This is a genomic window from Okibacterium fritillariae, from assembly GCF_052783725.1.
Window position 1 is genome coordinate 602,620 of sequence record NZ_CP199917.1, and the last position, 25,997, is coordinate 628,616.

General features: G+C 69.1%; 23 protein-coding genes. 15 read left to right on the forward strand and 8 right to left on the reverse strand.

Going from position 1 to position 25,997, the window contains the following annotated elements; all coding sequences use genetic code 11:
• Nucleotides 1-4: 4 nt before the first annotated feature.
• From ACUWEX_RS02910 to ACUWEX_RS02920, 3 genes are all read right to left on the reverse strand, one after another.
• Entirely contained in the window at nt 5-736 is a 732-nt protein-coding gene (locus tag ACUWEX_RS02910) for an alpha/beta fold hydrolase (RefSeq protein ID WP_079726773.1), read from the reverse strand.
• Nucleotides 737-812: 76 nt separating this feature from the next.
• A complete protein-coding gene (locus ACUWEX_RS02915) occupies nt 813-1,571 on the reverse strand; it encodes a DeoR/GlpR family DNA-binding transcription regulator (protein WP_445997067.1) in 759 nt (252 codons plus the stop codon).
• Between the two features lie 172 nt (nt 1,572-1,743).
• On the reverse strand, nt 1,744-2,856 hold the full coding sequence (locus ACUWEX_RS02920) for a hypothetical protein (protein WP_445997068.1): 1,113 nt from the start codon (nt 2,854-2,856) through the stop codon (nt 1,744-1,746).
• Nucleotides 2,857-2,991: 135 nt separating this feature from the next.
• Between ACUWEX_RS02920 and ACUWEX_RS02925 the strand changes: the two genes are divergently transcribed.
• The gene (locus tag ACUWEX_RS02925) at nt 2,992-4,164 is read left to right on the forward strand and encodes a phosphotransferase (RefSeq protein ID WP_445997069.1); all 1,173 of its coding nucleotides are present in this window, start codon (nt 2,992-2,994) and stop codon (nt 4,162-4,164) included.
• 37 nt (nt 4,165-4,201) lie between these two features.
• Here ACUWEX_RS02925 and ACUWEX_RS02930 read toward each other — a convergent pair whose 3' ends face one another.
• Genes ACUWEX_RS02930 through ACUWEX_RS02940 form a run of 3 tightly spaced genes read right to left on the reverse strand, consistent with a single transcriptional unit; the run spans nt 4,202 to nt 7,076 of the window.
• Nucleotides 4,202-4,867, reverse strand: coding sequence for a response regulator (locus tag ACUWEX_RS02930; RefSeq protein ID WP_445997070.1), 666 nt, complete (start codon nt 4,865-4,867; stop codon nt 4,202-4,204).
• Nucleotides 4,864-6,147, reverse strand: a complete 1,284-nt coding sequence (locus ACUWEX_RS02935; protein WP_445997071.1) for a sensor histidine kinase — start codon at nt 6,145-6,147, stop codon at nt 4,864-4,866. Before ACUWEX_RS02935 ends, ACUWEX_RS02930 begins: the two co-directional genes overlap by 4 nt.
• Nucleotides 6,144-7,076 (reverse strand): CPBP family glutamic-type intramembrane protease, encoded by a 933-nt coding sequence (locus ACUWEX_RS02940; RefSeq protein ID WP_445997072.1) that lies wholly within the window; start codon nt 7,074-7,076, stop codon nt 6,144-6,146. Before ACUWEX_RS02940 ends, ACUWEX_RS02935 begins: the two co-directional genes overlap by 4 nt.
• 225 nt (nt 7,077-7,301) lie before the next feature.
• On the opposite strand from ACUWEX_RS02940, the gene ACUWEX_RS02945 reads away from it, so the two are divergent.
• Together ACUWEX_RS02945 and ACUWEX_RS02950 are read left to right on the forward strand one after the other, a co-directional pair.
• The gene (locus ACUWEX_RS02945) at nt 7,302-8,096 is read left to right on the forward strand and encodes an SDR family NAD(P)-dependent oxidoreductase (protein WP_445997073.1); all 795 of its coding nucleotides are present in this window, start codon (nt 7,302-7,304) and stop codon (nt 8,094-8,096) included.
• Nucleotides 8,097-8,120: 24 nt separating this feature from the next.
• The gene (locus ACUWEX_RS02950; RefSeq protein ID WP_445997074.1) at nt 8,121-9,572 is read left to right on the forward strand and encodes a rhamnulokinase; all 1,452 of its coding nucleotides are present in this window, start codon (nt 8,121-8,123) and stop codon (nt 9,570-9,572) included.
• Here the strand turns inward: ACUWEX_RS02950 and ACUWEX_RS02955 are convergent.
• The gene (locus tag ACUWEX_RS02955) at nt 9,538-10,524 is read right to left on the reverse strand and encodes a sugar-binding transcriptional regulator (protein WP_445997075.1); all 987 of its coding nucleotides are present in this window, start codon (nt 10,522-10,524) and stop codon (nt 9,538-9,540) included. The genes ACUWEX_RS02950 and ACUWEX_RS02955 overlap by 35 nt on opposite strands.
• Nucleotides 10,525-10,788: 264 nt before the next feature.
• On the opposite strand from ACUWEX_RS02955, the gene ACUWEX_RS02960 reads away from it, so the two are divergent.
• From ACUWEX_RS02960 to ACUWEX_RS02985, 6 genes are all read left to right on the forward strand, one after another.
• On the forward strand, nt 10,789-11,793 hold the full coding sequence (locus ACUWEX_RS02960) for an NAD(P)-dependent alcohol dehydrogenase (RefSeq protein WP_445997595.1): 1,005 nt from the start codon (nt 10,789-10,791) through the stop codon (nt 11,791-11,793).
• Nucleotides 11,790-13,373 carry a sugar ABC transporter ATP-binding protein gene (locus ACUWEX_RS02965; protein WP_445997076.1) on the forward strand — a complete coding sequence of 528 codons (1,584 nt, stop codon included), beginning with the start codon at nt 11,790-11,792 and terminating at the stop codon, nt 13,371-13,373. The genes ACUWEX_RS02960 and ACUWEX_RS02965 overlap by 4 nt, the downstream gene beginning before the upstream one ends.
• A complete protein-coding gene (locus ACUWEX_RS02970) occupies nt 13,366-14,406 on the forward strand; it encodes an ABC transporter permease (RefSeq protein WP_143459106.1) in 1,041 nt (346 codons plus the stop codon). The genes ACUWEX_RS02965 and ACUWEX_RS02970 overlap by 8 nt, the downstream gene beginning before the upstream one ends.
• Before the next feature lie 85 nt (nt 14,407-14,491).
• A complete protein-coding gene (locus ACUWEX_RS02975; RefSeq protein ID WP_079726787.1) occupies nt 14,492-15,565 on the forward strand; it encodes a substrate-binding domain-containing protein in 1,074 nt (357 codons plus the stop codon).
• A 174-nt stretch (nt 15,566-15,739) separates the two neighbouring features.
• Nucleotides 15,740-17,404, forward strand: a complete 1,665-nt coding sequence (locus ACUWEX_RS02980) for a sensor histidine kinase (protein WP_445997077.1) — start codon at nt 15,740-15,742, stop codon at nt 17,402-17,404.
• A 9-nt stretch (nt 17,405-17,413) separates the two neighbouring features.
• The gene (locus tag ACUWEX_RS02985; protein ID WP_445997078.1) at nt 17,414-17,866 is read left to right on the forward strand and encodes a BLUF domain-containing protein; all 453 of its coding nucleotides are present in this window, start codon (nt 17,414-17,416) and stop codon (nt 17,864-17,866) included.
• 6 nt (nt 17,867-17,872) lie between these two features.
• Here the strand turns inward: ACUWEX_RS02985 and ACUWEX_RS02990 are convergent, their stop codons facing one another.
• Nucleotides 17,873-18,895, reverse strand: a complete 1,023-nt coding sequence (locus ACUWEX_RS02990; protein ID WP_077054168.1) for a LacI family DNA-binding transcriptional regulator — start codon at nt 18,893-18,895, stop codon at nt 17,873-17,875.
• A gap of 176 nt (nt 18,896-19,071) precedes the next feature.
• Here ACUWEX_RS02990 and ACUWEX_RS02995 point away from each other — a divergent pair, with 176 nt between their 5' ends.
• Genes ACUWEX_RS02995 through ACUWEX_RS03020 form a run of 6 tightly spaced genes read left to right on the forward strand, consistent with a single transcriptional unit; the run spans nt 19,072 to nt 25,994 of the window.
• A complete protein-coding gene (locus ACUWEX_RS02995) occupies nt 19,072-20,103 on the forward strand; it encodes an autoinducer 2 ABC transporter substrate-binding protein (RefSeq protein WP_445997079.1) in 1,032 nt (343 codons plus the stop codon).
• A 14-nt stretch (nt 20,104-20,117) separates the two neighbouring features.
• On the forward strand, nt 20,118-21,716 hold the full coding sequence (locus tag ACUWEX_RS03000) for a sugar ABC transporter ATP-binding protein (RefSeq protein WP_445997080.1): 1,599 nt from the start codon (nt 20,118-20,120) through the stop codon (nt 21,714-21,716).
• Nucleotides 21,713-22,756 (forward strand): ABC transporter permease, encoded by a 1,044-nt coding sequence (locus ACUWEX_RS03005; protein WP_445997081.1) that lies wholly within the window; start codon nt 21,713-21,715, stop codon nt 22,754-22,756. Before ACUWEX_RS03000 ends, ACUWEX_RS03005 begins: the two co-directional genes overlap by 4 nt.
• Nucleotides 22,756-23,823 carry an ABC transporter permease gene (locus tag ACUWEX_RS03010; RefSeq protein ID WP_079726792.1) on the forward strand — a complete coding sequence of 356 codons (1,068 nt, stop codon included), beginning with the start codon at nt 22,756-22,758 and terminating at the stop codon, nt 23,821-23,823. The genes ACUWEX_RS03005 and ACUWEX_RS03010 overlap by 1 nt, the downstream gene beginning before the upstream one ends.
• A gap of 55 nt (nt 23,824-23,878) precedes the next feature.
• The gene (locus ACUWEX_RS03015; RefSeq protein ID WP_445997082.1) at nt 23,879-25,195 is read left to right on the forward strand and encodes an ArgE/DapE family deacylase; all 1,317 of its coding nucleotides are present in this window, start codon (nt 23,879-23,881) and stop codon (nt 25,193-25,195) included.
• Between the two features lie 52 nt (nt 25,196-25,247).
• Entirely contained in the window at nt 25,248-25,994 is a 747-nt protein-coding gene (locus tag ACUWEX_RS03020; protein WP_079726794.1) for a glutamine amidotransferase, read from the forward strand.
• The last annotated feature ends 3 nt before the right edge of the window (nt 25,995-25,997 follow it).

The window sequence follows — 25,997 nt, forward strand, 5'->3', positions numbered from 1 at the left end:
CGGATCAGAGCACGTCCTCGATCATGTGGAACGTGCCATCCGGGTTTTCGAGCTGCATGTCGTGGTGCACGCGGGGCAGGCGGCGGATGTCCCAGCCCAGGCCTTCGAGCTCGGCGGCGAGCGTGTCGGGCAGCACGGCGGGGGAGTCATCCGACAAGACGATCGTCGAGGGAACCTCGGGTGGGGCGGGCGCGATGGGGTGGAACGCGACATCCCGGAACACGCCGATGGCCATGCTGCCGTCGAATTCGCGCTGAGCCCGGGCGATCGATTCGCGCACGGCGGGCGGGTAGAGGGCCTTCGCGGCGGCGCTTTTGCGCGCCTGGCGCAGCTGCGCGAAGCCGAGCGTCACGAGCGGCGCGGCCCAGAAGAGGCGACCGCGCAGGCCGGTCGTCGGCAGCGTCAGGTGAAAACCGGGGTCGAGGTAGATGGCCCGCGCGGGGGCGAGCCGGCCGACGGCGCGCACGAGCACCGAGCCGCCGAGCGAATGCCCCACCACGCTGTCGAGGCCGTGCGGAAGGTTCTCGACCAGGTCGTCGGCGAGCTCGTCGAGCGCATAGCTGGAGGCGCGATCGCTGCTGCCATGACCGCGCAGGTCGACGGTGGTCACGGTGTACTGACCGGTCGCGGTCATCCGCTCGATGAAGGGCGCCCATGTGGCGCCGTTGCCGCCGAGGCCGTGCACGAGGGCGACGTGGCGGGGGCCGGAGCCCGTGGTCGAGGTGGTCAGGTGCATGGGGCCATTATGGCGCGGCGAGCCTGACCCTGGGGCGTTACACGGCAGTTCGACGCGCTCGTGGTCGGCGCCGGGTTCACAGCAGTTCGACGCGTCCGCGGTAGGGGTCGAGCAGCGGGTCGGAGGGGTCGAGTTCGGTGACGAGCAGGTCGATGTCGTCGAGCCCGAAGCCCACCGCCAGGGCGCGCTGCCCGAGCTTCGACGATGCGACGAGCAGCACGGTCTCGTCGCTGGCCCGGGCGAAGGCCTGCTTCACCTGCGCCTCTTCGAGGGTGACCTCCGAGGTTCCGAGCTCGGGGTCGACCGCAGCCGACGAGAGGAAGAACCGGCGATAGAGAACGGATGCCGCGGCCTGACAGGCGATGGGCCCGACGAAGCTGTCGGTGCGCACCTCGGCCGTGCCGCCGACGAGTATCGCCGTGACATCCGGGTTCTGCCGCGCCGTGAGGAAGTTGTCATAAGAGTTTGTCGCCACCGTGAGCGGCCCGCTCTCGAGCCGTCGCCCCATGCCGCCCGCCGTGGTGGAGGCGTCGATGGCAAGAGCGCCATCGCTCGGCAGCAGCGTGCGGGCCTTCTCGACGATGAGCGCCTTCTCACGGGCGCCCGTGGCGGTGCGCTCACGGAAGGTGCGCGGCTGCAGCGTCGGGATCGCGCCTCCCCGCACGCGGCGCAGGAGCCCCAGGGCCTCGAGGTCGGCGAGGTCGCGCCTGACCGTCATGGCCGAGACATCCAACTCGGATGCCGCGGCCTCCAGCCGGATCTGCCCGTCGCGTTCGAGGATCGCCGTCAGGTGGGCCCGACGTTCTTCGGCGCCGAGCGTTCCGGTGGTGGCCATGTTCTTCCTCTGCAGCGGATGCGCGGGGCGCGGTGTCGACGGTCGGGACCGTTCGTGTGATCCCCCACAGAATGACACACCGCGAGCAGGTTCCACAGCCTGCGCGCTTCGGCGGCAGGCTGGGCGGCAAAGACTCAGCGGGTCGAGCTCCACTCCAGCTGATCCTCGGCGGCTAGCGCCAGAACGCCACGACGAGGCAAACGGCGAAGAGGCCGAGAGAGCAGGAGATGAGGATGTTGTCGACGCTGGGCCTCGTTTTGAGACGGCGGCCCGGAGTGGCGACCGCGCGGGCCGCTATCGCGTCGGCCTCCGAGACGGGGCGGGTCTCGCGCCAGGCGGCCCAGCGCTCGACCCGGTCGTCGACGGCGTCGACGGCCGCGGCGATGGCGGCCCAGTCGGCGGGGTCGGTCGTGACGAGGTCGCGAGGCGTCGAGAGGATCATCCAGTCGTCGACGATCTCGACGTCGAGGTCACGGACGTGGTCGATGAGACGCGCCATCACGTCGGGGGTGAAGAGGTAGAGGGCATCCGCCTCGTAACCCTGCGGGCAGAACAGCGCGAAGTGGCGGTCGAAGTCGCCCTCGAGGCTGAGGTGCTGCATGTCGCGCGGGGCACCGGCCGAGCTCATACCCGGGCGCCGGCCGCCCTGCGCGCGCAGCATGATGTGGGGCAGTGGTTTGGGAAGCCGGAGCGCGCAGAAGCCGCCGAATTGCGCCGCCAGGTTTTGCGAGTTGCCCTGGATCTCGTAGTCGGCGATCTCGATGCCGCGCTCCTCACGGCTGCGCAGCACGCGGTGGAGGTTGAGCGAACCGCGTCGCCGCCACGGCATCCCCCGCTGTGCGGCCACGGGGCCGGCGAGGTAATCGAACCCGTTGGCTTCGGCGAAGTTCGCCAGGCGAATGTGCGTCCGTCGCATCGTGCGGCGCGCCCAGACCCGCACGGCCACACGCACCAAGACGACGGCGAGCAGAGCCGTCATGACGACCATCGACCCGAGTCCGATGGCGATCCGCACGCCCTCCTCGTCGCCGTCACCGAATGCCAGGATGGCGATGAGTCCCATCAGGGGCACGCCGGCGAGGCCGCCCAGCGCACCGATCGTGGCCGTGAGTCGGCGCATGCGGCCGATGGTGTCGCGCATCTTGGGCTGGTCGGCGACGAGTTCGCGCCAGCGCTGCGTGCGTTCCTGCCGCGGGAGCGGCGCGGTCAGCGCGGTCGTGTCGAGCGGTTTCGGCAAGGCGCTCACGCGCCAGGGGGATGCGCCAGCGGGACGATCGAGGGACATGCCAGGGCCTTTCGGGCATCCGTACAAAACGAGACGCCCTCAAGAGTACCGGCGGATGTTTTCGCGAGCGCGCGCCGGCGCCCGCGCTCCCTTCGGCCGGACCGGCGGTGTGAGGCCGTCGGTTAGTGTGGCGGCATGGTCGCAGGCGAAACAACGGTCGAGCACTGGTTGGCGACGCACGGCGGGGTCGCTCGGCGCGAATCACTCGGCGCGGGCACGGCGAACGCCGTCGAACGCGTCTGGTTGGCGGCGGCCGAGACCGGGTCGGCGCGTTCGGTCGTGACGAAGCGCGCCCCCGATGACGCGACGGCCTTGACCTACGAGCGCGAGCTTCTCGCCACGGAGGCCCTCGCGCTCGACGTCTTCGGGGCGGCGGGCCTCCCGGTGCCGCGAGTCCTTCATCGTGAGCACGCCGCGAGCCATACGAGCCCGCGCACCGACACGAGTGCCGCAATCGTTCCGACCGAGTCGACCGAGAGCCCAGCTACCAACCCGGCCGCAGCGCCGCACGTGGAGGCGCGAAACCGGGATGTCGTCGCCCTCGTTCTCTCGCACGAACGGGGCCATCCCCTCAGCGAAGTTGAGGATGCTTCGGAGAAACCGACCCCCGCCGAACACGGGACTCTTCTCGCGCGCCTGCATCGGGCCGGCGCATCCGCAGCCTGCCCACATGAGGAACTTGTCCTGTTCGGTTATCCGTTCCGCTCGGCGACCAGGTCGTCGAGCCTGCGCGAAACTTTCGGCGCGCTCATCCGCAATCTCGTCGCCGACGCCGAGCGCTGGCAGGTCGACCTCGGTCGCTTCAACGCTCCCTCGCGAGGGGACTCGGACGGCGAGTCATCCGATGCCCTCGACATGAAGGACGAGCTCGCCACCTTCTCGGACGCCTTCGACGATGTGCCACAGCCGACCCTCGTGCATTTCGACCTCTGGCCGGGCAATCTGCTCGTCTCGGGCGGCCACTTTGCCACTGTCATCGACGCCGAGCGCGCGCTCGTCGCCGACCCCACCGCCGACCTCGCCTCCGTCGCGCTCTTCGAGGACGTCGAAACCTGGGCGGCCGAGAACGCCGCGTTCTTGAGCGCCTACGAGCAGACGGCGGGCGATTCTCTTCTCCCCGACGCCGCGGCCGTCGCCCGCGCCCGCCTCTGGTCGATCTACCTGGGCCTCATCATGTTCATCGAGACGGTGCCGCGCGCCTATGAGGGCGACTGGGTCGAACCGCATCGCGAGCGCGTCGCGGCCTGGATTTCGCTCAACCTCGACGCGCTCCGAACAGGAGCTCGAGAGGGCCAGCTGTCGGAGTGACGTCGCCGAGCCGCGGGGCCCGGTCAGACCCCGCGCACTACTTCGGCAGCACGACCTTGTTCTGATACGCCCACACAACCGCCTGCAAACGCGAGCGCACGCCCAACTTCGGCAGGATGCGGGCCAGATGCGACTTCACGGTCGTGACCTCGACGACGAGCGCCGCCGCGATCTCGTCGTTCGACATGCCCTGCGCCAGGAGTTGCAGAATCTCTCGTTCGCGCGGGGTGAGCTGGCTGGCTGCCTCGCTGGTCGTCGACACGGCCTGCAGGGTGCGGCGCCGCGTGAACTCCTGCAGCACGCGCCGCGTCACGGCCAGGTCGAGGGTGCCGTTGCCCGCGGCCACGTGCCGCACGGCGCGGATGATCTCGTCGGGTTCGGCATCCTTCAGCAGAAAACCGGATGCCCCGGCCTCCAGTGCGTTGAACACGTAGTCGTCGATGTCGAAGGTCGTCAGAATCAGCACGGGCACCGGATGGTCGGCGGTGAGGGCCGTGAGTGAGCGTGTGACGTCGATGCCCGTCTGGCCCGGCATCCGGATGTCGAGGCACGCCACGTCGGGGCGTAGCTCGAGCGCGAGCGCCAGGGCCTCGTCGCCGTCCGCCGCCGTGGCGACGACGTCGATATCGGGTTCGGCGGAGAGCAGCGCGGCGAGCCCGGCGCGGGCCAACGGTTGGTCGTCGGCGACGAGCACTCGGATCATGCGGGGTCCTTTCGGGAGTCGGCCGGCGGCACAGGCAGCTCAGACGGCACAGACGATTCCGGTGGCACAGAGGATTCCGGTGGCACCGGCGCCTCCGACGGCAGGGTGAGGCGCACGGTCCAGCCGCCGTCGGGGTCGGCACCGGCGTCGAGGGTGCCGCCGACGAGGGCCGCTCGCTCGCGCATGCCGAGCAGGCCGAAGCCCTCGCGGCTGGGCGCGGCCGGCGAGGCGGGCGGGGTGTTGCGCACGATGGCGACGAATCGGTCGGAGGCGCTGCCGTCGAGCATCACCGTGCACGCGGCATCCGGGGCGTGACGGCCTGCGTTGGCCAGCGCCTCTTGCACCATGCGATACGCGACCAGTTGCGCGAGCGGGCCGATGTCGCCGCCGCCGCCCGAGACGCGCAGGTCGACCTCGCGGCCGGTCGCGCGGGCGGTGTCGACGAGGGCCGGGATGGTCTCGAGGGTTTCGATGGCGTCGGGGGCGTCGGCATCCCGGCGCAGCAGGCCCACGAGGCGGCGCAGGTCGTCGAGCAGCACACGGCTCTGCTCGCGCACCTGCCTCACCTGCTGCTTCGCGAGTGCGGGGTCGGTGTCGATCTGGCGCTCGATGGCCGCCGACATGAGCGCGATGCTCGACACGTGGTGGGCGGCGATGTCGTGCAACTCGCGGGCCATGCCGGTGCGTTCCTGGGCCACGGCGGCTTGCACGAGGGCGTCGCGTTCCCGCCGGATGGCTTCGGACTCGCCGGTGCGGGCGCGCTGGGCGTCGCGGCGCGCCGTGACCGCGAGCACACCGACGGAGGGCAGCCCGACGATCGCGATGGCCTGCAGAATGGCGGCGCCGATCACAGTGGGCAGGGGCACCGAACTCGAGCCCACGATGTCGCCGGCCTGCCCGACGGCGACGCAGAGGGCTGCGATCGGCAACAGCACGCGCAGTTCGCGGGCCGGCACGAGGAGCGCGGCACGCAGAACCGCGATGAGCACGGCAGCGTCGGTGATGTTGGCGATTCCCGTCGGCGTGAAGACTCCGACGAGCAGGGCGAGGGCTGCCGTCACGAGAAGCACCGACCGCGGGGAGGGGCGAGCGAAGCACAGTGCAACGGCCTGCAGGACGAGGGCCCCACCAGTCACCCACCATGAGACCGGGTCGACGACGATGAGATGGTCGGGCTCGAGCAGCTCGGGTGCGGCCGCGACGGCGGCAACCGTTGCAACGCCCGTGCCGAGCGCCACGAGGACATCCGTGACGCTCGGTCGACGCGGCGAGGGGCTCATACCGCTATCTTCTCGGATTCGACGGGCGCGTGTCCGAAGGCCGGCGTCGTGCGGGGCAGGCCCAGGCGGCCGCGGGTGAGGATGATCGTGACGGTCGCCGCCACGGCCGCACCGGCGAGCAGCACGTGTTGCAGCTGGTCACCGCCCACGGTGGGGAACATCTCGGCCCAGAACACCGAGACCGTGTTGTTGAGGCTCACGTGGAAGAGCATGACGATGGGCAGGCTCTGCCCCGACCGGTTGAACAGCCACATGATCACGATGTTGAAGAGGGCGCTGAACGCGACGAACTCGACGACGTTGAGCCAGGTGACGGCGGGCCACGAACCCCATTCGGTGAAGAACAGCGGCACGTGCCACAGGCCCCACAGCGGTCCGAGGATGGCGGCGGCCCCGAGCGGCCCGAAACGCTCCTGCAGGGGCGGCAACGCGAAGTCGCGCCAGCCCGGCTCCTCGGCGAGGCCCGTCGTGAGCATCTGCAGCAGCAGCGCGGGCACGTAGAGGCCGACGGCGAGGAGGCTCGGTGCGTGCACCTGCCCGCCCGAGGCGAGGGTTCCGAGCAAAAGAACGGCGGCGGGCACGGCGAACAGCGCGACCAGGTACCACCGTGGTGCCACACGCCAGCGCAGCAGCCGGCCGACCCACACGCGCAGCCCGGCGCGCCCACCCGTGATCGAGGTGACGATAAAGGCGGCGCCGAGCGGCCCCAGGTAGGCACCGAACAGCATGCCCGTGAACTGCGTGGTGCCGAGGATGCTGGGGAACGAGAAGTCGAGCACGCCGAGCCCGTTGTTCGACAGAATCCAGGGCGTCCAGGCGATCCAGCTGAGCCCCAGCGCGAGCACGAAGAACGACACGAGCGGATGCCGCCGGATGAGCCCGGCGATACCGCCCGGCGGGTTCGGGGTGGGGCGTTCGATGATGGTCATGCGCGGGTCCTTTCCGAGGAACGGATGTCGAGGAGTGCGGTCGTTATCGACACTAGGAAGACGCCGCCGCCCGCTCGACGTCCGAACGGTCGCACTCTCAGACCTCATCCGAAAGGTGCAAGCGGGCCGGCGGAGGGGTGGGGTGGAGGGCGGCGCTTCCACCTGACCATGCGCTCAAACGAGCGATGCCTAAAATCACGTGAGCGGAATCCATATAGTGAAGCCATGTCAAAGATGATGGAGCCCGCGCTGGCGGGACGAACGGCCGTGGTCACCGGGGGAGCGCGTGGTCTCGGCTATGCCATGGCCGAGGCGTTGGCCCACGACGGCGCGGATGTCGTGCTGCTCGACCGGCTCGAGAACGTGGCCGATTCGGCCCGCAGGCTCGCCGAGAAGACCGGTGTGCGCACGCTCGGACTCGTGATGGACGTGACCGACGAGCAGTCTGTCGGTGCCGCGTTCGACACGATCGAACGGGAATTGCGCCCCGCCGACGTGCTCGTGAACTCGGCGGGGATGACCCTCGGTTCCCCTCTGCTCGAGACGAGCACGGCCGACTGGGATCGCCTCTTCGGCGTCAACGTCACCGGAACCTTCCTCACCTCGCGCATCTTCGCGGCGCGCTACCTGGCGGCGCGCGACGAGGAGAGCGGCGGCGAGGCCACCATCGTGAACGTGTCGTCGATGTCGGCCTTCGCCGTCAACATCCCCCAGACGCAGGCGGCCTACAACACCTCGAAGGCGGCGGTCTCGATGTTCACGGCGTCGGCGGCTATCGAGTGGCTTCCCCTCGGCATCCGTGTCAACGCCATCGCCCCGGGCTACTTCGCGAGCGATATGACGCGCGACTTCGTGGCCGAGAACCCCGAGATGGCGGCCACCTGGGTGTCGAAGATCCCGGCCGGGAGGATGGGCGAGCCGCACGAACTGGGCGATCTGGTGGTCTATCTGGTGAGCGAGCGGTCGGCCTACGTCGTGGGCCAGAGCTTCCGCATCGACGGAGGCTACACGGTCGTGTAGGCGGTCACGCACTACGATTTGTGCATGGCATCGTTCGCCCGGCCGGGCTCTCCCGTGCGGCTCGCCGCCGTCGACTTCGGCGGTTCGAGCGGGCGCGTGGTGGCCGGTGTGGTCGATGCCGACGGCATCCGCATCGAGGGCCTCGAGCGCTTCGAGAACGTGCCGATGACGTGGGGCGGCGGGCTGCGGTGGAACGCCGACGAGCTCTTCGAGCGTGCCACGCGCGCCACGTGCCTGCTGCAGCAGCGGTTCGGAGCATTCCACGCCCTCGCCGTCGACAGCTGGTCGACCGACTACGCCCTGATGGCGGGCGGGCAGCTGCTCGAGCAACCCTTCCACCAGCGCGAACCGCGCACGCTCGACGCCATGCGCGAGGTGCACGAAACGGTCGGCACGTGGCCGCTCTATGAGCGCACGGGCCAATCATCCCTGCCGATCATGACGCGCTACCAGCTCGTGGCCGATCGCGACCGGGGGGCCCTGGAGCGTGCCGACGGCATGCTCATGCTGCCCGACTACTTCGCGCACCGCCTGTCGGGCATCGCGGTGACCGAGCGCACCAACGCCACGACGACAGGCCTCGTCGAGGTGCGCACGGGCGAGTGGGATGACGCGCTCATCGAGACGTTGCGCCTGCCGCGCGGCCTCTTCGCCGACATCGTCCCGGCCGGCACGGTGCTGGGGTCGCTGCGCCGCGAGGTGTCGGCGAAAACCGGAATCGACGCGGCCACCCGGGTCGTCGCGGTGGCCTCGCACGACACGGCATCCGCCATCGCCGCCCTGCCGAGCACACGCGACGACGTGGCCTACATCTCGCTCGGAACCTGGAGCCTGGTGGGCGTCGAAACTCCCGCGCCCGTCATCACGCGCGCCGCCATGCGGGCCGGTTTCACCAACGAGGGCGGCATCGACGATCGCAACCGCTTCCTGCGCATCCTCGCGGGCATGTGGATTCTGAACCGGTGCCTCGCCGAGCTGGGCGAACCGCTGCCGGGGTCGGGCCCTCGATCATCCGAGCTGCTGGGGCGTGCCGCCGATCTGCCGAGGCCTGCAGCGCTGTTCGACCCCACCGACCCCGTGTTCATCGCGCCCGGTTCGATGCTCGAACGCCTGCGCCAGCATGCCGATCTTCCCGCCGACCCCGAGCCCGCCCACGTGGTGCGGCTCGTCGTCGAGAGCCTGGCGGCCTGTTTCGCGCGCACGGCGCACGAGGCTGCCGAGCTGTCGGGGCGGCCGGTGCGCGAGATCCACATCGTCGGCGGCGGCTCGCAGAACACGCTCCTGTGTCGGCTCGTTGCCGACTATGCGGGGCTGCCCGTGCTGGCCGGCCCGGCTGAGGCGACGGCTCTCGGCAACCTGCTCGTGCAGGCGCGCGCCCTCGGCGCCATCGGGTCGGATGTCGGAGAGCTGCGTTCGCTCGTGCGCCGCGGGTTCGCGCCCGTCAGGTTCGAGCCGAGCGCCGTGCCGACGCCCTGACCGGGCCGCTACCGGTGGCGAGGCTGTCGTCGTCGAGCAGGCGTTGCGCGAGAGCAGCGTCGGTCACGAGCGAGGTGACGATGCCCGAGCGCAGCGCAGCGGCCACCGCGGCCGTCTTGAGCGTGCCGCCCGCAACGGCGATCACATCGGGGATGTCGCACAACTGAGCGGTATCGATGGCGATCGACCGATCGGTGAGACCGTCGATCTCGCGGCCGTCGCGGTCGAGCAGCGTGGCGCAGATCTCGGCCTGGACGCCCCGGCCGAGGAGCTCGTCGAGAACACCGATGCGGGCCGCGTTGTCATAGAGCTGCGAGTCGGGCGGGCTCCAGCTGCCGATGGCGACGACGGCCTTGGTGACCGACCCGAAGCGGCGCATGGTGTCTTTGATGCCCGGCTCGCGCCGGAGTGCCTCTGCCGTCACGGGCGTGTCGACCACGAGGGGCGCGAAGATGGCGTGAGCGCGGCCGCCCGCCACACGGCTGACGCGGCGCATGACCTCGACGCCGTTCTCGGGTGTCGCCGCGGCGACCCCGGCGAGCTGCACGACCTCGCAGGCCGCGAGTCGGGTGAGGTGCGACGCCGTGGCCGTCAGGGTGCGCCCGGCCGTGAGCCCCAGCACATCACCGTCGACGACGATCTCGGAGAGCAGCTCGGCGGCCGCGATGCCGAGGCGGTCTTGGATGGTCTCGGCGGCCTGGCCGGGCGTGATCACGGCGAGGGCGTGCGTGAGCCCGAAGCGGTCGCGCAGGCCGATCGAGAGGTCGAGGTCGACGCTGTCGAGCGGCTCGATGGTGATCTTGACGATGCCGTTCTCGAGGGCCGATTCGAGCATGCGCGCGATCTTGAACCGCGACACGGCCATCTCGTCGGCGATCTCGACGCGGCTCACACCGTCGATGTAATGGCGCTTCGCCGCATAGGCGATGCGCACCCGCTCGTCGGGCCCCATGGTGTCCTCTTCCCCGCGGCCGTCGTCGACCTCTCGTCATCATAGCGCGCTCAAATGAGCGAGGATAACTCTCATTCGTGAAACCGTCCTATAGTGACTCGTGAGCACCGCCGCTCGGGTCGGTGCAACGACCGCCACGGGCGGCCCGCACCGAAAGGACCGGCCATGACAGACACGTCAGCCACCACCATCCCCGCCGCCGATCTGCCCTCGGCCGCCATAGTTGACACCGCCGCCGCCACCGACGCGCCGGGTTCGCGCACCATGACGGCGAGCGTTCTGCAGGCCGCCCACGAGCTCACCGTCGAACAGGTCCCCGTTCCCGACATCGGTCCCCGACAGGTGCTCGTGCGCATCGCCGCCGTGGGCGTGTGCGGCTCCGACGTGCACTACTTCCACGAGGGCCGCATCGGCTCGTTCGTCGTCGAGTCGCCCCTGATCCTCGGGCACGAGGCATCCGGTGTCATCGTCGAGGTCGGGTCGGAGGTCTCGGCCGAACGCGTCGGGGAGCGCGTGTCGATCGAGCCGCAGCATCCGTGCCGCCGCTGCCGCTTCTGCAAGGCCGGCCAGTACAACCTGTGCGAGCACATCGAGTTCTATGCCACCCCGCCGATCCACGGCGCGTTCGCCGACTTCGCGGTCATCGACGACGACTTCGCGCACGCCGTCCCCGACAGCATCTCTTTCGATGCCGCCGCCCTCATGGAGCCGCTCTCGGTGGGCATCTGGTCGTGCCGCAAGGCGGGCGTCGGGCCCGGTTCGAGCGTGCTCATCGCGGGCGCCGGTCCCATCGGCATCGTCACGGCCCAGGTGGCGCGCGCCTTCGGTGCCACCGACATCGTCGTGAGCGACCCGGTCGCCGAGCGCCGCGACGTGGCCCTGCGCTACGGCGCCCATCGCGGCATCGACCCCATCAACGAAGAAATTCCGGATGCCGCCTTCGACGCCTTCATCGACGCGTCGGGTTCGCCCATCGCCGTCAAGCAGGGCATCCGGGCGCTGCGTTCGGCGGGAACGGCCGTGCTCGTGGGCATGGGCGCCGACGAGGTCAGCCTGCCCGTCTCGACCATCCAGAACCGCGAGCTCGTCGTCACGGGCGTGTTCCGCTATGCCAACACCTGGCCCACGGCCATCGCGCTCGTCGAGGCCGGCCTGGTCGACCTCGACGCGCTCGTCACGGGCCACTTCGGCCTGACCGAGGTCGAAGAGGCACTGGAGTCGGCGGCCAAGCCCGCCACGCTCAAGTCCATGGTGGTGCCGGCCACATGAGTGTCGTCGACCAGTTGCCGGGAGGCATCCCGAATCGGGGTGAGGTCAACCCCGACGCCCCGATCATGCTCGAATGCGTCGACCTGAAGAAGTCGTTCGGCGGCGTGCCCGTGCTGAAGGGCGTCTCGCTGAAGCTCGAGCAGGGCACCATCACGGCGCTGTCGGGTGAAAACGGCGCGGGCAAGTCGACCATGATGAAGATCGCGTCGGGTCAGTATCGACCGGATGAGGGGCGCGTGCTCGTGCGCGGCGAAGAGCTGCCGGCCGGCAACCCCAATGCGGCACACGCTCTGGGCGTGGCCATCGTGCCGCAGGAACTGGCCTCGGTGCTCGACACCACGGTCTACGAGAACATCTTCCTCGGGCGCGAGCGCCGTCGCTTCGGCTTTCTCGATCGCCGGCGCATGATCCGCGAGGCCACCGAGTTGCTCGACGACTTCGGTGTCGACATCCCGGCCACGGCGCGCATGGGCTCGCTGCCCGTCGGCCTGCGACAGATCGTCGAGATCGTCAAGGCCACGAGCACGGGCGCGCGCGTTCTGCTGCTCGACGAGCCCACGAGCGCCATCGCCGAACGCGAGGTCGCGCGCCTGATCGGCATCATGCGCCGCCTGCGCGACCGCGGCGTCTCGCTGCTCTTCACCACACACAAGATGGAGGAGATCCGCGCCATCGCCGACCGCGTCGTCGTGCTGCGCGACGGCGGACTCGTGACCGACGCGCCCCTGTCCACGCTGACCGACGACGACATCGTCACGGCCATGATCGGGCGCGAACTCGAGGACCTGTTCCCCGAGCGGCCCGAGGTGCGGGACGAGACCGTTTTGACGATCGACGAACTCGTGGTGGCACCATCCGGCGCCCCCGTGAGCCTCACCGTGAAACGGGGCGAGATCGTCGGCCTGGCCGGGCTTGTGGGGGCCGGCCGCACCGAGTTGATCGAATCGATCTTCGGCACGCGACCCGTCGTGAGCGGCACCGTCACGATCAACGGCGAGAAACTGCGCCCGGGCAACCCCGCCGCGTCGATCGCCGCCGGAGTCGCCCTGGTGCCCGAAGACCGCAAGGGCGCCGGCGCCGTGCTCTCGATGAACATCCTGCAGAACGGCACGCTGCCGCGGCTCGGCCAGTTCTCGACGTTCGGCTGGCTGAAGGGTCGCAGCCGCACGGCCGCGGTCGCGAAGAGCATGGAGTCGGTGCGGCTGCGCAGCCGGGGCCTCGACCAAGAGATGGAGACGCTCTCGGGCGGCAACCAGCAGAAGGTCGTCTTCGCGCGCTGGCTCACGGCCGACGTGAACGTGCTGCTGCTGGACGAGCCCACACGCGGGGTCGACGTCGGCGCGCGCAGCGAGATCTACCGCATCATCACGTCGCTCGCCGCCGACGGCATGGCCGTGATCATGGCCTCGAGCGACCTCCCCGAAATCCTGAGCCTGTCTCACCGCGCGCTCGTGCTGCGCGGACAGGCCGTCGTGGGCGAGCTCGACCGCGACGACCTCGACGACCCCGCCGTGCAGGACCGCATCTTCCGACTGGCCAGCGGCATGACATCACACACGAAAGGCGCCACCCATGACTGACACCAAGACTCCGGCCCCCGCCGGACAGGGCACGGGCACCGCGTCGGCGGGCGCGGCCTCGGTGGCCCCGACCGGGGTGCGCCGGTTCAGCGGCCGCTGGTTCGGCGACCTGGCCATCCGCTACGCCATGGTCATCGTCATGCTGCTGATCATCGCGTTCTTCCTCTACCGCAGCGCGCGCTTCGGCACACCCGAGAACCTGACCACCATCCTGATCGCCGCGGCACCTTTCGCCCTGATCGCGCTCGGGCAGACGCTCGTCATCCTCACGGGTGGCATCGACCTCTCTGTCGGAAGCGTCATCGCCGTCGCGGCCGTCTACGGCAGCATCACGGCGAAGGCGTTCCCCGACAACGTGTGGCTCGCCGTCGTGACGGGCATGGTCGTGGGCCTCATCGCCGGCTCGATCAACGGCTTCGTGGTCTCAGTGATCAAGGTGCCTCCCTTCATTGCCACTTTGGGCATGCTCACGGCGGCATCGGGCTTCGCCTACGTCGCCGGAAACGGCGCGCCCATCACGGGTCTGCCCGCCTCGTTCTCCTCGATCGCCAACACCCAGATCCTGGGGCTCACGCTGCCCGTCATCCTGATGATCGTCGGCATCCTGGGCTTCGCCGTGATCATGCGCCGCACCGCCTACGGCATGCGCGTCTACGCGGTGGGTGGCAACCCTGTCGCCGCTCAGATCGCCGGCGTCAAGGTCGGCCGCACGCTCTTCAGTGTCTATGCCATCAGCGGTGTGCTGGCCGGCCTGTCGGGTGTCATGCTCGCCAGCCGCGTCACACTCGGCGCCCCGAACCTCGGCCAGGGCTATGAGTTGGATGCCATCGCCGCCGTCGTCATCGGTGGCGCGAGCCTACTCGGCGGCCGTGGCAGCATCTGGGGCACCGCGCTCGGCCTGCTGCTCATCCAGACCCTGAACAACGGTCTCGACATCCTGACCGTCCCCGCCTACTGGCAGGACGTGATCAAGGGTGCGCTGATCGTCACCGCCGTCGCCGTCGACGTCTGGTCGACCAAGCGGCGCCCCTGAATCGCACCATCCGCCATCCCCATCGGCACCCCTGCACCACCGGCATCACCTGCACCGACATCCCCTGCATCGAAATGAGGACTCAATGAAGAAATCCCGCATCACATCGATCGGCGCGATCGCCGCCACGGGCCTGCTGGCCCTCTCGCTCACCGGCTGCGGCGCCGGCGACCCCAACGCGGCCGGTTCGACCGACGCCAGTGGCAAGGAACGCATCACCGTGGGCGTCAGCGTCTACGACATGTCCTCCTTCGTGACCGAGGGCAAGGAAGGCATCGACACCTACGCCGCCGAGAACAACATCGAGATCCTGTGGAACTCGGCCAACCTCGACGTGAACACGCAGGCCAGCCAGATCGACCAGTACGTGAGTGCCGGCGTCGACGCCATCGTCGTGATCCCCGTGCAGGCCGACAGCCTGCAGCCGCAGATCGCCGCCGCGAAGGCCGCGGACATCCCCTTCTTCGACGTGAACGCGTCGCTCGACAGCCCCGACCTCACGGGCAGTGTGCAGCCCGACGACGTGGCCGCGGGCGAGCAGGAGGCGCAGATGATGATGGACGCCATCGGCGGCAAGGGCAACGTGATCATCCTGCAGGGCCCGCTCGGCGGCTCCGGTGAGATCAACCGCGGCAAGGGCATCGACAACGTGCTCGCCAAGTACCCCGACGTGAAGGTGCTCGCCAAGGACACGGCCAACTGGAAGCGCGACGAGGCCGTCAACAAGGTGAAGAACTGGATCTCGGCGTTCGGCGACGACATCACGGGCGTCATCGCCCAGAACGATGACATGGGCCTCGGTGCCCTGCAAGCTCTCAAGGAGGCCGGGAAGACCGACATCCCGATCGTGGGCATCGACGGCATCGCCGACGGGCTCGCCGCGGTCAAGAGTGGAGAATTCATCGGCACATCGCTGCAGAACGGCACGGTCGAGCTCTCGGCGGGCGTCGCCTACGCTGCCGCCGTGGTGCGCGGTGAAGACGTGAAGAAGAACCCCGTCTACCTCATGCCGGCGATCACCGCGGAGAACGTCGACCAGGCGATCGAGCACGTCGTCACGAAGCGCGAGGACTTCCTCAAGGGCCTCACCGACTTGACCAACAAGAACCTCGTCTCGGGCAACATCGCCTTCGAGGGCCTGACCGGGCAGACCGAATAACAGCCGATATACCGAATAACGCACATGCAGCCGCAGGCCCGGGGGTGGGAGAAACCCCCGGGCCTGCGGCGTTTCGGGAAGTCAAACCCCCCGACACGCTTGTCAACTGGTTTCGCCGACATATCCGGGCCGATTGAATGTCTCAGGGCGTATATGCCAGGTGAAGGGAAAGTCATGCCGGTGCTGGAACCGCAAGCCGACCGACAGGGGCGGTGGCGCGTGCTGTTCCGCGCGCAGGTCCCCTTCTTCCTCGGGGTCGGTTTCATCGCCCTCTTGACGGCCTTCGCCGTTCCCGATCTGCTGGACGAGCCGCTGCTCACCGAGGGCTTTCTCGTGGCCCTCGTCGCGACGATCGCGTGCGCCATCCTGCCGTGGGAGCGGTGGCCCCTGCACCTGATGATGCTCGTGCCGGCCGTCGACCTCGTCGCCGTAGCGTTCATTCGCACTGTGCTGTTGCCCGTCATCCCGTCGGTCGGGCTCATCGTCATCTTCCCGCTGCTGTGGCTGGCCTACGGGTTCCGGCGCGGCGGCATCTCGCTCGGCATCGTGGGGGCCGCTCTCGTGGCGGTTTTCCCCCAGGTGTATTCGGGACGTGCCCCGAGCACGGCCCTCGACTGGGTGAATATCGTGACCTTGCCGGTGCTCGCCGTCGGTGTGGCGGCCGCCGTGCACATCGCCGCGCGGCAGCTCGCGCGCACGACGCGCATCGTGGTCGCTCAGAAGGAGCAACTCTCCGAGGCTTTGATCGAGGCGCAGGATGAACAGACCCGGTCGCGAGCGATCTTCGACACCGTGCACGCGGCGGTCGCGTTCTACGACGCCGACGACAACCTCGTCATGGCGAACCGCGAGGGTGAGGCCATGGTCGGGCGGGTCGGTTTCCGCATCGATCAGCCGCCCTTCGCCGGGCCGGACGCGCGCGAGGCCGACAAGAAGACAGTCATCCCGTTCGATCAGCAGATCATCCCGCGGGCGTTGCGCGGCGAGACGATCACCGACCACGTCGAATGGTTGGGCACGCCCGGCGACCAGATCGCCATCCTCGCCTCGGCCGCGCAGGTGCACCGCCCCGACGGACAGCTGCTCGGCACCGTCGTCGTGGCACAAGACGTGACCGATCTGGCCGAGGCCGTCAACGTGCGCGAAGAGTTCCTCGCCACCGTGTCGCACGAGCTGCGCACCCCGCTCTCGTCGATCCTCGGCTATCTCGAACTCATCGACGACGACGTGGATGCCGCGGCGCTCGGCATCGACGACTACATGGCCGTCATCGAGCGCAACGCCCAAGAACTGCTGCGCCGCGTCTCGGAACTCCTCACGCTCTCCGATCGCGGCCTCAGCGTGCAGCCCGAAGACATCGACGTGGCGGATGTCATCCGCACCTCCGTCGCCAAGATGGGACCCGTCGCGAGCGCGCGCCGCAGCACCCTGCGCGTCGACGTGCAGGGTTCGCTGCCCGCGCACGCCGACCCCAACCGCGTGCAGCAGATCGTGGACAACCTCATCCAGAACGCCGTCAAGTATTCGCCCGAAGAGGCCGAGGTCGTCGTGAGCGGCCGCGCGGTCGACGGGGCGGTCGAGATCGCCGTGGCCGACAACGGTGTGGGCATGACACCCGAGGAGGCGCGGCAGGCGACGAACAAGTTCTACCGCGCGCCATCCGCTCGCTATCAGGCCATTCAGGGCGTGGGCATCGGGCTCTCGATCGTGCAGAGCATCGTGCGCGCCCACCACGGTTCGCTGCTGATCGACAGCGAGCCCGGGCGCGGCACGACCGTGCGGGTCGCCCTGCCCGCGACAGCGCACGCCGAACTCTCGGCCCCGGCGGCGGAGGGGTAGGCTCACCGGGTGACCCCTCCGCACGACACGCTGCTGTCGATCATCTACTCGAGCCAGGCGACCGACGCGTTCGACGAGTCGGGTCTCGACGCCCTGCTCGAGCAGTGCCGCGAGAACAACGCGGCCGCCGACCTGACGGGCATGCTGCTCTACCGCGACGGCCGCTTCCTGCAGGTGCTCGAGGGGCCGGAAGAGCCGCTGCGCGCGCTCATGGATGTCCTCGCCACCGACGAGCGCCACACCGGCCTGCGCGTCCTCTTCGAGGAGCCCCTGCGCACGCGGCAGTTCCCCAACTGGACGATGGGGTTCCAGCGCGCCGACGACGCTCCCGAGGGGGCGGCGGACGAGGAACCGATCGGGTACCGGTCGACATTCGACGACCTCGACCGCAACGATCCGACCGCCACCGTTCGGGCGCTGCAGGAGCTCGTGCGCTGGTTCCAGAGGCGCGCCGACCGCTAGACGCGCCTAGTCGCCGTAACGCGTCGTGCTCTTGCGCACGACCAGCTCGCCGCGCAGCGCCAGCTGCGTCTTGGCCCGATCGGCGCTCTGGATGTTCTCCTGCAAGAGCCGCACGGCCTCGGCCGCGATCTGGGTCAGCGGCTGCCGCAGTGTCGTGAGCGACGGCACGTTGAGCGAGGCGTATTCGATGTCGTCGAAGCCGGTGACGCGCACGTCGTCGGGCACGCGGATGCCGCGTTCCGCCAGTCGGCCCGACAACCCGAGCGCGATGAGGTCATCCGAGCAGATGATGGCGTCGGGCAGGTCGCGGCCCGAATCGAGCAGACCGTCGGCGGCCGTGGCACCCCACTCGAGGCTGAAGTCGCCGTCGAGCACGAGGTCGTCGGGCATGGCGATGCCGAGCTCGGCGCACGAGGAGCGCGCACTCTGCAGGCGGTCGAGCGCCGACGACGAGCCCATGATCGAGGTCACGAAGGCCACAGTGCGCACGCCGCGGTCGGCGAGATGCTGCGCGATGAGGCGCATGGCGTGGGCGTCGTCGAGGCCCACCCAGTCGGTGTCGACGGCGCCGACCCGGCGGTCGATCTGCACGATGGGCACGATGTCGCTCGCGCGCTGCAGGGCCGCGGCCGAGCGGTTCTCGTCGACGGGGCTGACGAGGATGCCGTCGACCGAGCCTTGTGTCAGCGAGCGCAGCCGCGTCTCTTCCGTGGCCACGAGGTTGCGCGAATCGCACAGGAACAGGTTGAGGCCGGCCTGCGCCAGGTGGTGTTCGACCTGTTCGACGAGCGACGTGAAGAACGGGTTCGAGATGCTGGGCACGAGCATGCCGATGTTGCCCGTGGAGTTCTGCCGCAGGGCCTTGGCGATCGAGTTTCCCGAGTAGCGCAGCTTCTCGGCGGCGGCCAGAACGCGGGCGGATGTCTGGGCGCTCACGCTCTTCGACCCGGTGAGCACGCGCGACACCGTGGCGGTGGACACGCCCGCTTCGGCCGCGACGGTGGCCACGGTGACGGTCGTCTTGTGCAATCGATTTCCCCCCGCTTACGTGTTTATTACGGTCCTGTTTCGGCCCAAAGTTTCCCTTGACCCGCCCTCACGTCGATCGTAGTGTGTCTCAACAAGGTAATCGATTACATTTTCGTTTCCTTCCCAGAGTGGACATCCCGCCTCACCCGAAGCGGCAAATCGATAAGAGGAAGATCGTGAACAAGCGCATTCTCGCGGCATCCGGTGTTGTCACCGCCGCCGTTCTACTCCTGGCCGGGTGCTCCACGACCCCGTCGTCCTCCAGCACCAGCTCCGGCGCGGCAACGGGCGCGTCGAGCGACGTGCGCGTCGCCTTCGTCTCGCAGATCGAGGGCATCCCCTACTTCAACGGCTTCCACACGGGTGGCGACAAGGCCGCCGCCGACCTCGGCATCAGCTACACGCAGACGGGCCCCGCCAAGGTCGACGCCACCGAGCAGGTGCGCATCGTCGACAATCTCGTGTCGCAGGGCTACGACGCCATCGCCGTCTCGCCCCTCGACCCCACGTCGATCAACAACTCGATCACCAAGGCGCAGGATGCGGGCGTCAAGATCGCCACGGCCGACGCCGACGCCCCCGACTCCAGCCGCAGCGTCTTCGTCTCGCAGGCCAGCGACGAGTCGCTCGGCAAGACCGTCATGGACGAGATCGCCAAGGCCGCCGACGAGAAGGGCCAGTACGGCATCATCTCGGGCGGCGCCGACGTGGCCACCTTCAACAACTGGATCGCCGCCGCCGAGAAGCAGGCCGCCGACGAATACCCCGACATGGAACTCGTCGGGGGCGTGCGCTACACGGCCGACACCGCCGAGGCCCTGCAAGAAGCGCAGAACCTCATGACGGCCTACCCCGACCTCAAGGGCATCATCGCCGTTCCGTCCACCGCTGTCCCCGGCGTCGGTCAGGCCGTCACCAACGCCAACAAGATCGGCAAGGTGGCCGTCACGGGCTTCGGTTCGCCGCAGACCGCCGCGCCGTTCCTTGAGTCGGGCGCAATGACATCCACCGTTCTGTGGAACGTCGAAGACCTCGGCTACCTCACCGTCTGGGCGCTCTACCAGCTGTCGCAGGGCACCGAGTTCGAGGCCGAGAACGACGTGCCGGGCCTCGACGACCCGGTCTCCTACGACGCCGACACCAAGACGCTGCTGCTCGGTGACCCCACCGTGTTCACCAAGAGCAACTACGCCGACTTCGACTTCTAAGGCGCACGAGAACCATGCAGAGCACACCACTCCTCACGGCCAGGGGCCTGACGAAACGCTTCGGCGCGACGAAAGCGCTCACCGACGTGGACTTCGACATCCACGCCGGTGAACGGGTCGCCATCATGGGCGAGAACGGCGCGGGCAAGTCGACGCTCATGAAGCTGATCGCCGGGGTCTACACACCGGATGCCGGCAGCCTGACGCTCGGCGGCGACGCCTACGCCCCGGCCACCCCGACCGATGCGATCCGTGCGGGAGTGTCCACCGTCTACCAGGAACCGTCCGGGTTCTCCCACCTCACGGTGCTCGAGAACCTGTTCATGGGCCGGCAGACGACGCGTGCTCTCGGCTGGCTCGACAAGAAGTCCATGGGCCGCGAGGCGGGCGAGCTGCTCGCCCGCCTGCAGCTGCCCACGCGTCTGCTGAAGCGTCGCATGGGCGACCTGTCGCTGGCCGACCAGCAGCAGGTGCTCATCGCCCGGGCCGTCGCCAACGAGGCGCGCGTGCTCATCCTCGACGAACCCACGTCGATCCTCACCGACACCGAATCCGAGCGGCTCTTCCAGCTGGTCGACCAGTTGTCGGCGGCGGGCACGGCCGTCTGTTACATCACCCACCGCTTCGACGAGCTCGAACGCGTCGCCGACCGGTTCGTGGTGCTGCGCGACGGGCAGAACTCGGGCGAGACCGACGACCCCGACCGCGAGGGGCTGCTGCGCATGATGGGTTCGGTGTCGTCCGTGACGGTGGGCGCCGACGGCGGGCTGGTGGCGGCGGAAGACGCAGTGCCGTCGGCGATTGCCGAGGGCGAGGGCGGGACCGAAGGCGAGGGCGGTGTGCTGACCGGCTCGGGTGTTGCGGATGCCGCAGCTGCGACATCCGCGCCCGTGCTCGTCGTCGACGCGCTCAGCTCGGAGGGCATCTTCCGCGACATCAGCTTCGCCGTGCGACCTGGCCAGATCACGGGCCTCTACGGTCTCGTGGGCGCCGGCCGCAGCGAGCTGGCGCTGGCCATCTGCGGCGAACTGCCCATCGACGCCGGCACCATCGCGTTCCAGGGCAAGCCCTACCGCCCGCACTCCAGCCGCACGGCGCTCGAGCAGGGCATCGCCTATCTGCCCGAGGACCGCAAGACGCAGGGCATCTTCCCGCACCTCAGCGTGGGCGACAACCTGTCGGCGGCCGCGCTCCGGGGCGTCAGTCGCGCCGGGTTCGTGAGCACCGCGGGCGAGCGCGATCTGGTGGCGACGTGGATGGATCGGCTGTCGATCAAGGCCGAGACCCCCGCATCCCCGATCACGTCGTTGTCGGGCGGCAACCAGCAGAAGGTTCTGCTCGCGCGCCTCATGGCGACGAACCCTCGGCTTCTGATCCTCGACGAACCCACGCGCGGCATCGACGTGGGCACCAAGCGGGAGATCCACCGCCGCATCCGCGAACTCGCCGCCACCGGCATCGCCGTTCTCCTCATCTCGAGCGAGATGGCCGAGCTGCTCGAACTGAGCGACACCGTGCACGTGCTGCACGAGGGCCGCCTCACGTGGAGCGCCGTGGGCAGCGAGATCACCGAGACCGCCATTCTCCGAGCAGCGACGGGAGCCGCAGCGTGACCACCCTCACCGACTCACCGGGCCGCGGGGCCTCGACGCCCCCGCCCGCGCCGACCACCCCCACGGGTGGCCCCGGCCTCTCGCTCTATCGCGTCGTGCACCTCGTGCAGGTGTGGCTGCTGCCCGCTCTGCTCGTGGTCGAATTCGTCGCGTTCTCGCTGCTGTCGCCGTTTTTCCTGACGCCGCAGAACCTCACCAACGTGGCCGTGAACGCGGCCGACCTGGCGCTCATCGCGGCGGGCCTGACGCTCGTGATCCTGATGGGCGGCATCGACGTCTCGACCGGTTTCGCGGTGGGCATGCTGTCGTGGGTCGTCGCCTCGCTCATGGCGGCCGGGCAGCCCCCCATCGTCGTGTTCCTCGCGGCGCTCGCCGGGGGAGCGGTCGTCGGATTGCTGAACGGCATGCTCACGGCCCGACTCGCCATCCCCTCGATCGTCGCCACGCTCGGCACGAGCGCCCTGTTCCAGACGGGCCTCTTCGCCCTGTGGAACAGCCGCGACATCTTCTCGACCCCCGTGTTCCCGTTCCTGTCGGGTGGCGCGCGGCTCGGCGAGCTGCCCATCCTCGTGCTCATCGTGCTGGCCGTCTACCTGGTGCTGCACCTCGTGCTCACGCAGACGACGTTCGGCCGGTCGATCTACGCGATCGGCTCGAACGTCGAGGCCGCCAAGCTCTCGGGCATCAACGTGCGGCGCGTGCGGGTGATCGGCTCGGTCATCCTCGGCCTGCTCATCGGTGTTGCCGCGTGCACCTATCTCGCCCGCGTGGGCGTCGTGCAGGCCTCGTCGGGCGGCGAGCTCACCATGCTCGCCATCGCCTCGGTGGTGGTCGGGGGCACGTCGATCCTCGGCGGCGAGGGTTCGGTTCTGCGCACCCTCGGCGGCGTCGTGTTCATCGTGGTGCTCGACAACGGCATCGTGCTGGCCGGCGTGCCGTCGCTCTGGAACGGCCTCATCGTCGGCTTCGTCATCCTGGTGGCCGTCTCGATCAACGGGCTCGCCGTCATCATCAACGCGCGAAAGAAGAGGAGCCTCTGATGTCAGACGTCCAGACCGGAGCGGGTGCGGCATCCGCCCCCACGCGCCCCGACACGCGCCGTCGCGCCCCCGAACGCACACCCGGCTCGGGCCTGAAGCCCACGGGCGGCCTGGCGGGGCTCGCGAAGGACCGCCGTGTCGTGCTCCTCGCGCTCATCGTCGTGGCGTTCATCGCCATGAGCCTCATCTCGCCCTACTTCCTCAACACCGCCAACCTGCTCACGCTGCTGCAGTACTCGGCCGTGATCGGTGTGCTGGCGCTCGGCCAGACGCTCGTCATCCTGGGCGGTGGCGGCGGCATCGACCTGTCGATCGGTTCGACGCTGTCGCTGTGCTCGGTCACTTTCGGGCTGTTGTCGGTGGGAGGCGGCATGAGCCCCTGGCTCGCGGCGCTCCTCACGCTCGCGGTCGGCGCCGTGCTCGGCCTGATCAACGGGCTCTTCATCACGCTGCTGCGCCTGCCGCCGCTCATCGTCACGCTCGGCACGCTCTACCTCTATGCCTCGGCCGCCATGGTGCTGTCCAACGGCGTCGACATCAACGGGTTCGACCGCGACGGCTTCTCGACCATCGGCCAGACGTCGGTGGCGGGCATCCCGTTCCAGGTGCTGCTCGTGCTGCTGCCGCTCTTCATCGTCGGCGCCTTCGTCATGCACCGCACGGTCTTCGGCCGCCAGGTCTATGCCACCGGTTCCAACGCGGATGCCGCAGCCCTCGCCGGCGTCAACGTGCGCCGCGTGCGCATCAGCCTCTACATGATCGCGTCCACGCTCGCCGCCGTCGGAGCCATCGTCACGGCCTCGTGGCTGCTGAACGCCCGACCGGCCGCCGGCTCGGGTTTCGAACTGCAGGCCATCACCATCGCGGTGCTCGGCGGCACGGCCATCACGGGCGGTGTGGGCAAGCTGTCCGGCACGTTCCTGGCGCTCATCCTCGTCGCCATCCTCAACTCGGGCATGCAGCTCGCGGGCATCGGCAGCACCTACCAGATCGGTCTGCTGGGCCTCGTGCTCATCGTCTCGATGCTGGTGCGGTCGCGCGGTGCCGTGCGCGAGACGGCGCTCTGAAGCATCCCCCTTTTTGCACGACTCCTCGTTCGTCGAACCACAGATAAGGAAACCCATGTCAGAGAACACCGACCGCATCCTCGCCGCCGTCGACGCCGGCACCGAACAGACCGTCGAACTGCTGCAGGAACTGCTGCGGGCCCCGAGCGTGAACCCCTGGTTCGGCGACCCCGCCGAGATCTCGGGCGAACAGGCCGTTCAGGATGTCTTCGAACGCCTGCTGCGCGAGCTCGGCGCCGACGAGATCGACGTGTGGGAGCCCAACGCCGACGACCTCGCGCACCGCGCAGACGGCCCCGGCTACTACCCCGGCCGCGACTTCACGGGCCGCCCCAATGTGGTCGCCCGCTTCAAGGGCACCAACCCGGATGCCCCCGCCCTCATGATCCAGGGCCACTGCGACGTGGTCAGCGTGGGCAGCCTCTGGACCGAGGACCCGTTCGGCGGCGAGCGCAAGGACGGCAAGATCTTCGGCCGCGGCGCCGTCGACATGAAGGGTGGCATGGCCGCCGCCCTCGGCGCGATCGCGGCGCTCAAGCAGGCCGGCGTGCAGCTGCAGGGCGACCTCATCGTCGCTTCCGTCGCCGACGAGGAGGCGGGCGGCATGGGCACTCTGGCGCTCGTCGACCGCGGCTACATCGCCACCGCCGGCACCATCGTGCCCGAGGCGACGAATCTCAACATCGCGCCCCTGTGTCGCGGCATCCTGTGGGGTGAGGTCACGCTGCACGGCCGCGCCGGCCACATCGAGCTCGAGCGCCGGCCCTGGCAGGAGGACGGCGCCGTCGACGCCATCGACTACGGTCAGCGCCTGTTGAACGCCATCTCCGAGCGCAACGCCGAGTGGGCCGTCGACCCTATCAAGAACCACAAGTACATCCCCATCCCGTGCCAGATCAAGGTCGCGCAGCTCGACGCCGGGGAGTTCCCCACCACCTACGCGTCGTCGTGCAAGATCACGTTCAACGCGCAGTACCTGCCGGTGCAGAAGGATGCCAACGGCCTCGGCAGCATCGTGAAGAAGGAACTCGAAGACCTCTTCACCGGTTTCGTCACGGGCGACCAGTGGTTCGACGAGCACCCGCCCACCATCAACTGGCTCGTCGACGCCGACTGCGGCGAGACGGCCGACACCGAACCCGTCGTCACGCAGACGCTCAAGGCCGCCCTCGAGGTGGGCCTCGACAGCGAGCTGCAGGGCTGCATGTCGCACACCGACATGGGCCTCATGATCGACTCGGGCAGCCCCACCATCAACTTCGGACCGGGACACATGGGCATCGCCCACCAGGCCGACGAGCACATCTATGAAAAGGATCTCGCGGCCGCCACCAAGGTGTTCGCCATCACCATCGCCGACCTGTGCGGCTGAGACCCACGCTCACCCTTCACGCACACCCGTACGACAAGAAATCAGGTACATCATGACACGCGTCCTCGTTGCCGGTGAAAGCTGGTCGGTCACCTCCATCCACACGAAAGGCTTCGACTCGTTCACCACGGTCGACTACGAAGAGGGCGGCGCGGCGCTGCTCGGGGCGCTCGACGCCGGCGGCTTCGACGTCACCTATATGCCCTGCCACGTCGCAGCCAAGGAGTTTCCCTGGACTCTCGACGAGCTGAGCAGCTATGACGTCGTGCTGCTCTCGGACATCGGGGCCAACACGTTCCTGCTGCCCGCGCAGACCTTCATCAAGGGGCAGAAGACGACCAACCGCTTGGCTGTGCTGCGCGACTGGGTGCGCGCGGGCGGCGGGCTCGGCATGGTGGGCGGCTATATGTCCTTCCAGGGCATCGAGGCCAAGGCCAACTACCGGGGCACGCCGCTCGCCGAGGTGCTGCCGGTCACGCTCGAAACGGGTGACGACCGCGAAGAATCGCCCGAGGGTGTCACGGCGCACCTCACCGGGTCGCACGCCATCACGGCCGGGGTGGATGCCTCGTTCCCGCCGCTGCTCGGCTACCAGCGTTTCGTTCCGACCGCGTCGGCCGAGGTGCTCGCGGCCTTCGACGATGAGGCGCCCCTGCTCGTGGTCGACGGCGTCGGGTCGGGCCGCACCCTGGCCTATGCCAGCGACATCGGCCCGCACTGGGCGCCCGAGGAATTCACCGACTGGGATGGCTTCACCACCATGTGGCAGCAGGCCGTGACCTGGTTGGCCGGGAAGTAGCGG

Coding starts and splice junctions, on each gene's coding strand:
- ACUWEX_RS02960 (WP_445997595.1), top strand. CDS start 10,789: ATGACGGCGAGCGTTCTGCAGGCCGCCCACGAGCTCACCGTCGAACAG.
- ACUWEX_RS03010 (WP_079726792.1), top strand. CDS start 22,756: ATGTCAGACGTCCAGACCGGAGCGGGTGCGGCATCCGCCCCCACGCGC.
- ACUWEX_RS02935 (WP_445997071.1), bottom strand. CDS start 6,147: ATGAGCCCCTCGCCGCGTCGACCGAGCGTCACGGATGTCCTCGTGGCG.
- ACUWEX_RS02925 (WP_445997069.1), top strand. CDS start 2,992: ATGGTCGCAGGCGAAACAACGGTCGAGCACTGGTTGGCGACGCACGGC.
- ACUWEX_RS02950 (WP_445997074.1), top strand. CDS start 8,121: ATGGCATCGTTCGCCCGGCCGGGCTCTCCCGTGCGGCTCGCCGCCGTC.
- ACUWEX_RS02970 (WP_143459106.1), top strand. CDS start 13,366: ATGACTGACACCAAGACTCCGGCCCCCGCCGGACAGGGCACGGGCACC.
- ACUWEX_RS03000 (WP_445997080.1), top strand. CDS start 20,118: ATGCAGAGCACACCACTCCTCACGGCCAGGGGCCTGACGAAACGCTTC.
- ACUWEX_RS02965 (WP_445997076.1), top strand. CDS start 11,790: ATGAGTGTCGTCGACCAGTTGCCGGGAGGCATCCCGAATCGGGGTGAG.
- ACUWEX_RS02920 (WP_445997068.1), bottom strand. CDS start 2,856: ATGTCCCTCGATCGTCCCGCTGGCGCATCCCCCTGGCGCGTGAGCGCC.
- ACUWEX_RS02975 (WP_079726787.1), top strand. CDS start 14,492: ATGAAGAAATCCCGCATCACATCGATCGGCGCGATCGCCGCCACGGGC.
- ACUWEX_RS02910 (WP_079726773.1), bottom strand. CDS start 736: ATGCACCTGACCACCTCGACCACGGGCTCCGGCCCCCGCCACGTCGCC.
- ACUWEX_RS02940 (WP_445997072.1), bottom strand. CDS start 7,076: ATGACCATCATCGAACGCCCCACCCCGAACCCGCCGGGCGGTATCGCC.
- ACUWEX_RS02945 (WP_445997073.1), top strand. CDS start 7,302: ATGTCAAAGATGATGGAGCCCGCGCTGGCGGGACGAACGGCCGTGGTC.
- ACUWEX_RS03020 (WP_079726794.1), top strand. CDS start 25,248: ATGACACGCGTCCTCGTTGCCGGTGAAAGCTGGTCGGTCACCTCCATC.
- ACUWEX_RS02980 (WP_445997077.1), top strand. CDS start 15,740: ATGCCGGTGCTGGAACCGCAAGCCGACCGACAGGGGCGGTGGCGCGTG.
- ACUWEX_RS03015 (WP_445997082.1), top strand. CDS start 23,879: ATGTCAGAGAACACCGACCGCATCCTCGCCGCCGTCGACGCCGGCACC.
- ACUWEX_RS02955 (WP_445997075.1), bottom strand. CDS start 10,524: ATGGGGCCCGACGAGCGGGTGCGCATCGCCTATGCGGCGAAGCGCCAT.
- ACUWEX_RS02930 (WP_445997070.1), bottom strand. CDS start 4,867: ATGATCCGAGTGCTCGTCGCCGACGACCAACCGTTGGCCCGCGCCGGG.
- ACUWEX_RS02915 (WP_445997067.1), bottom strand. CDS start 1,571: ATGGCCACCACCGGAACGCTCGGCGCCGAAGAACGTCGGGCCCACCTG.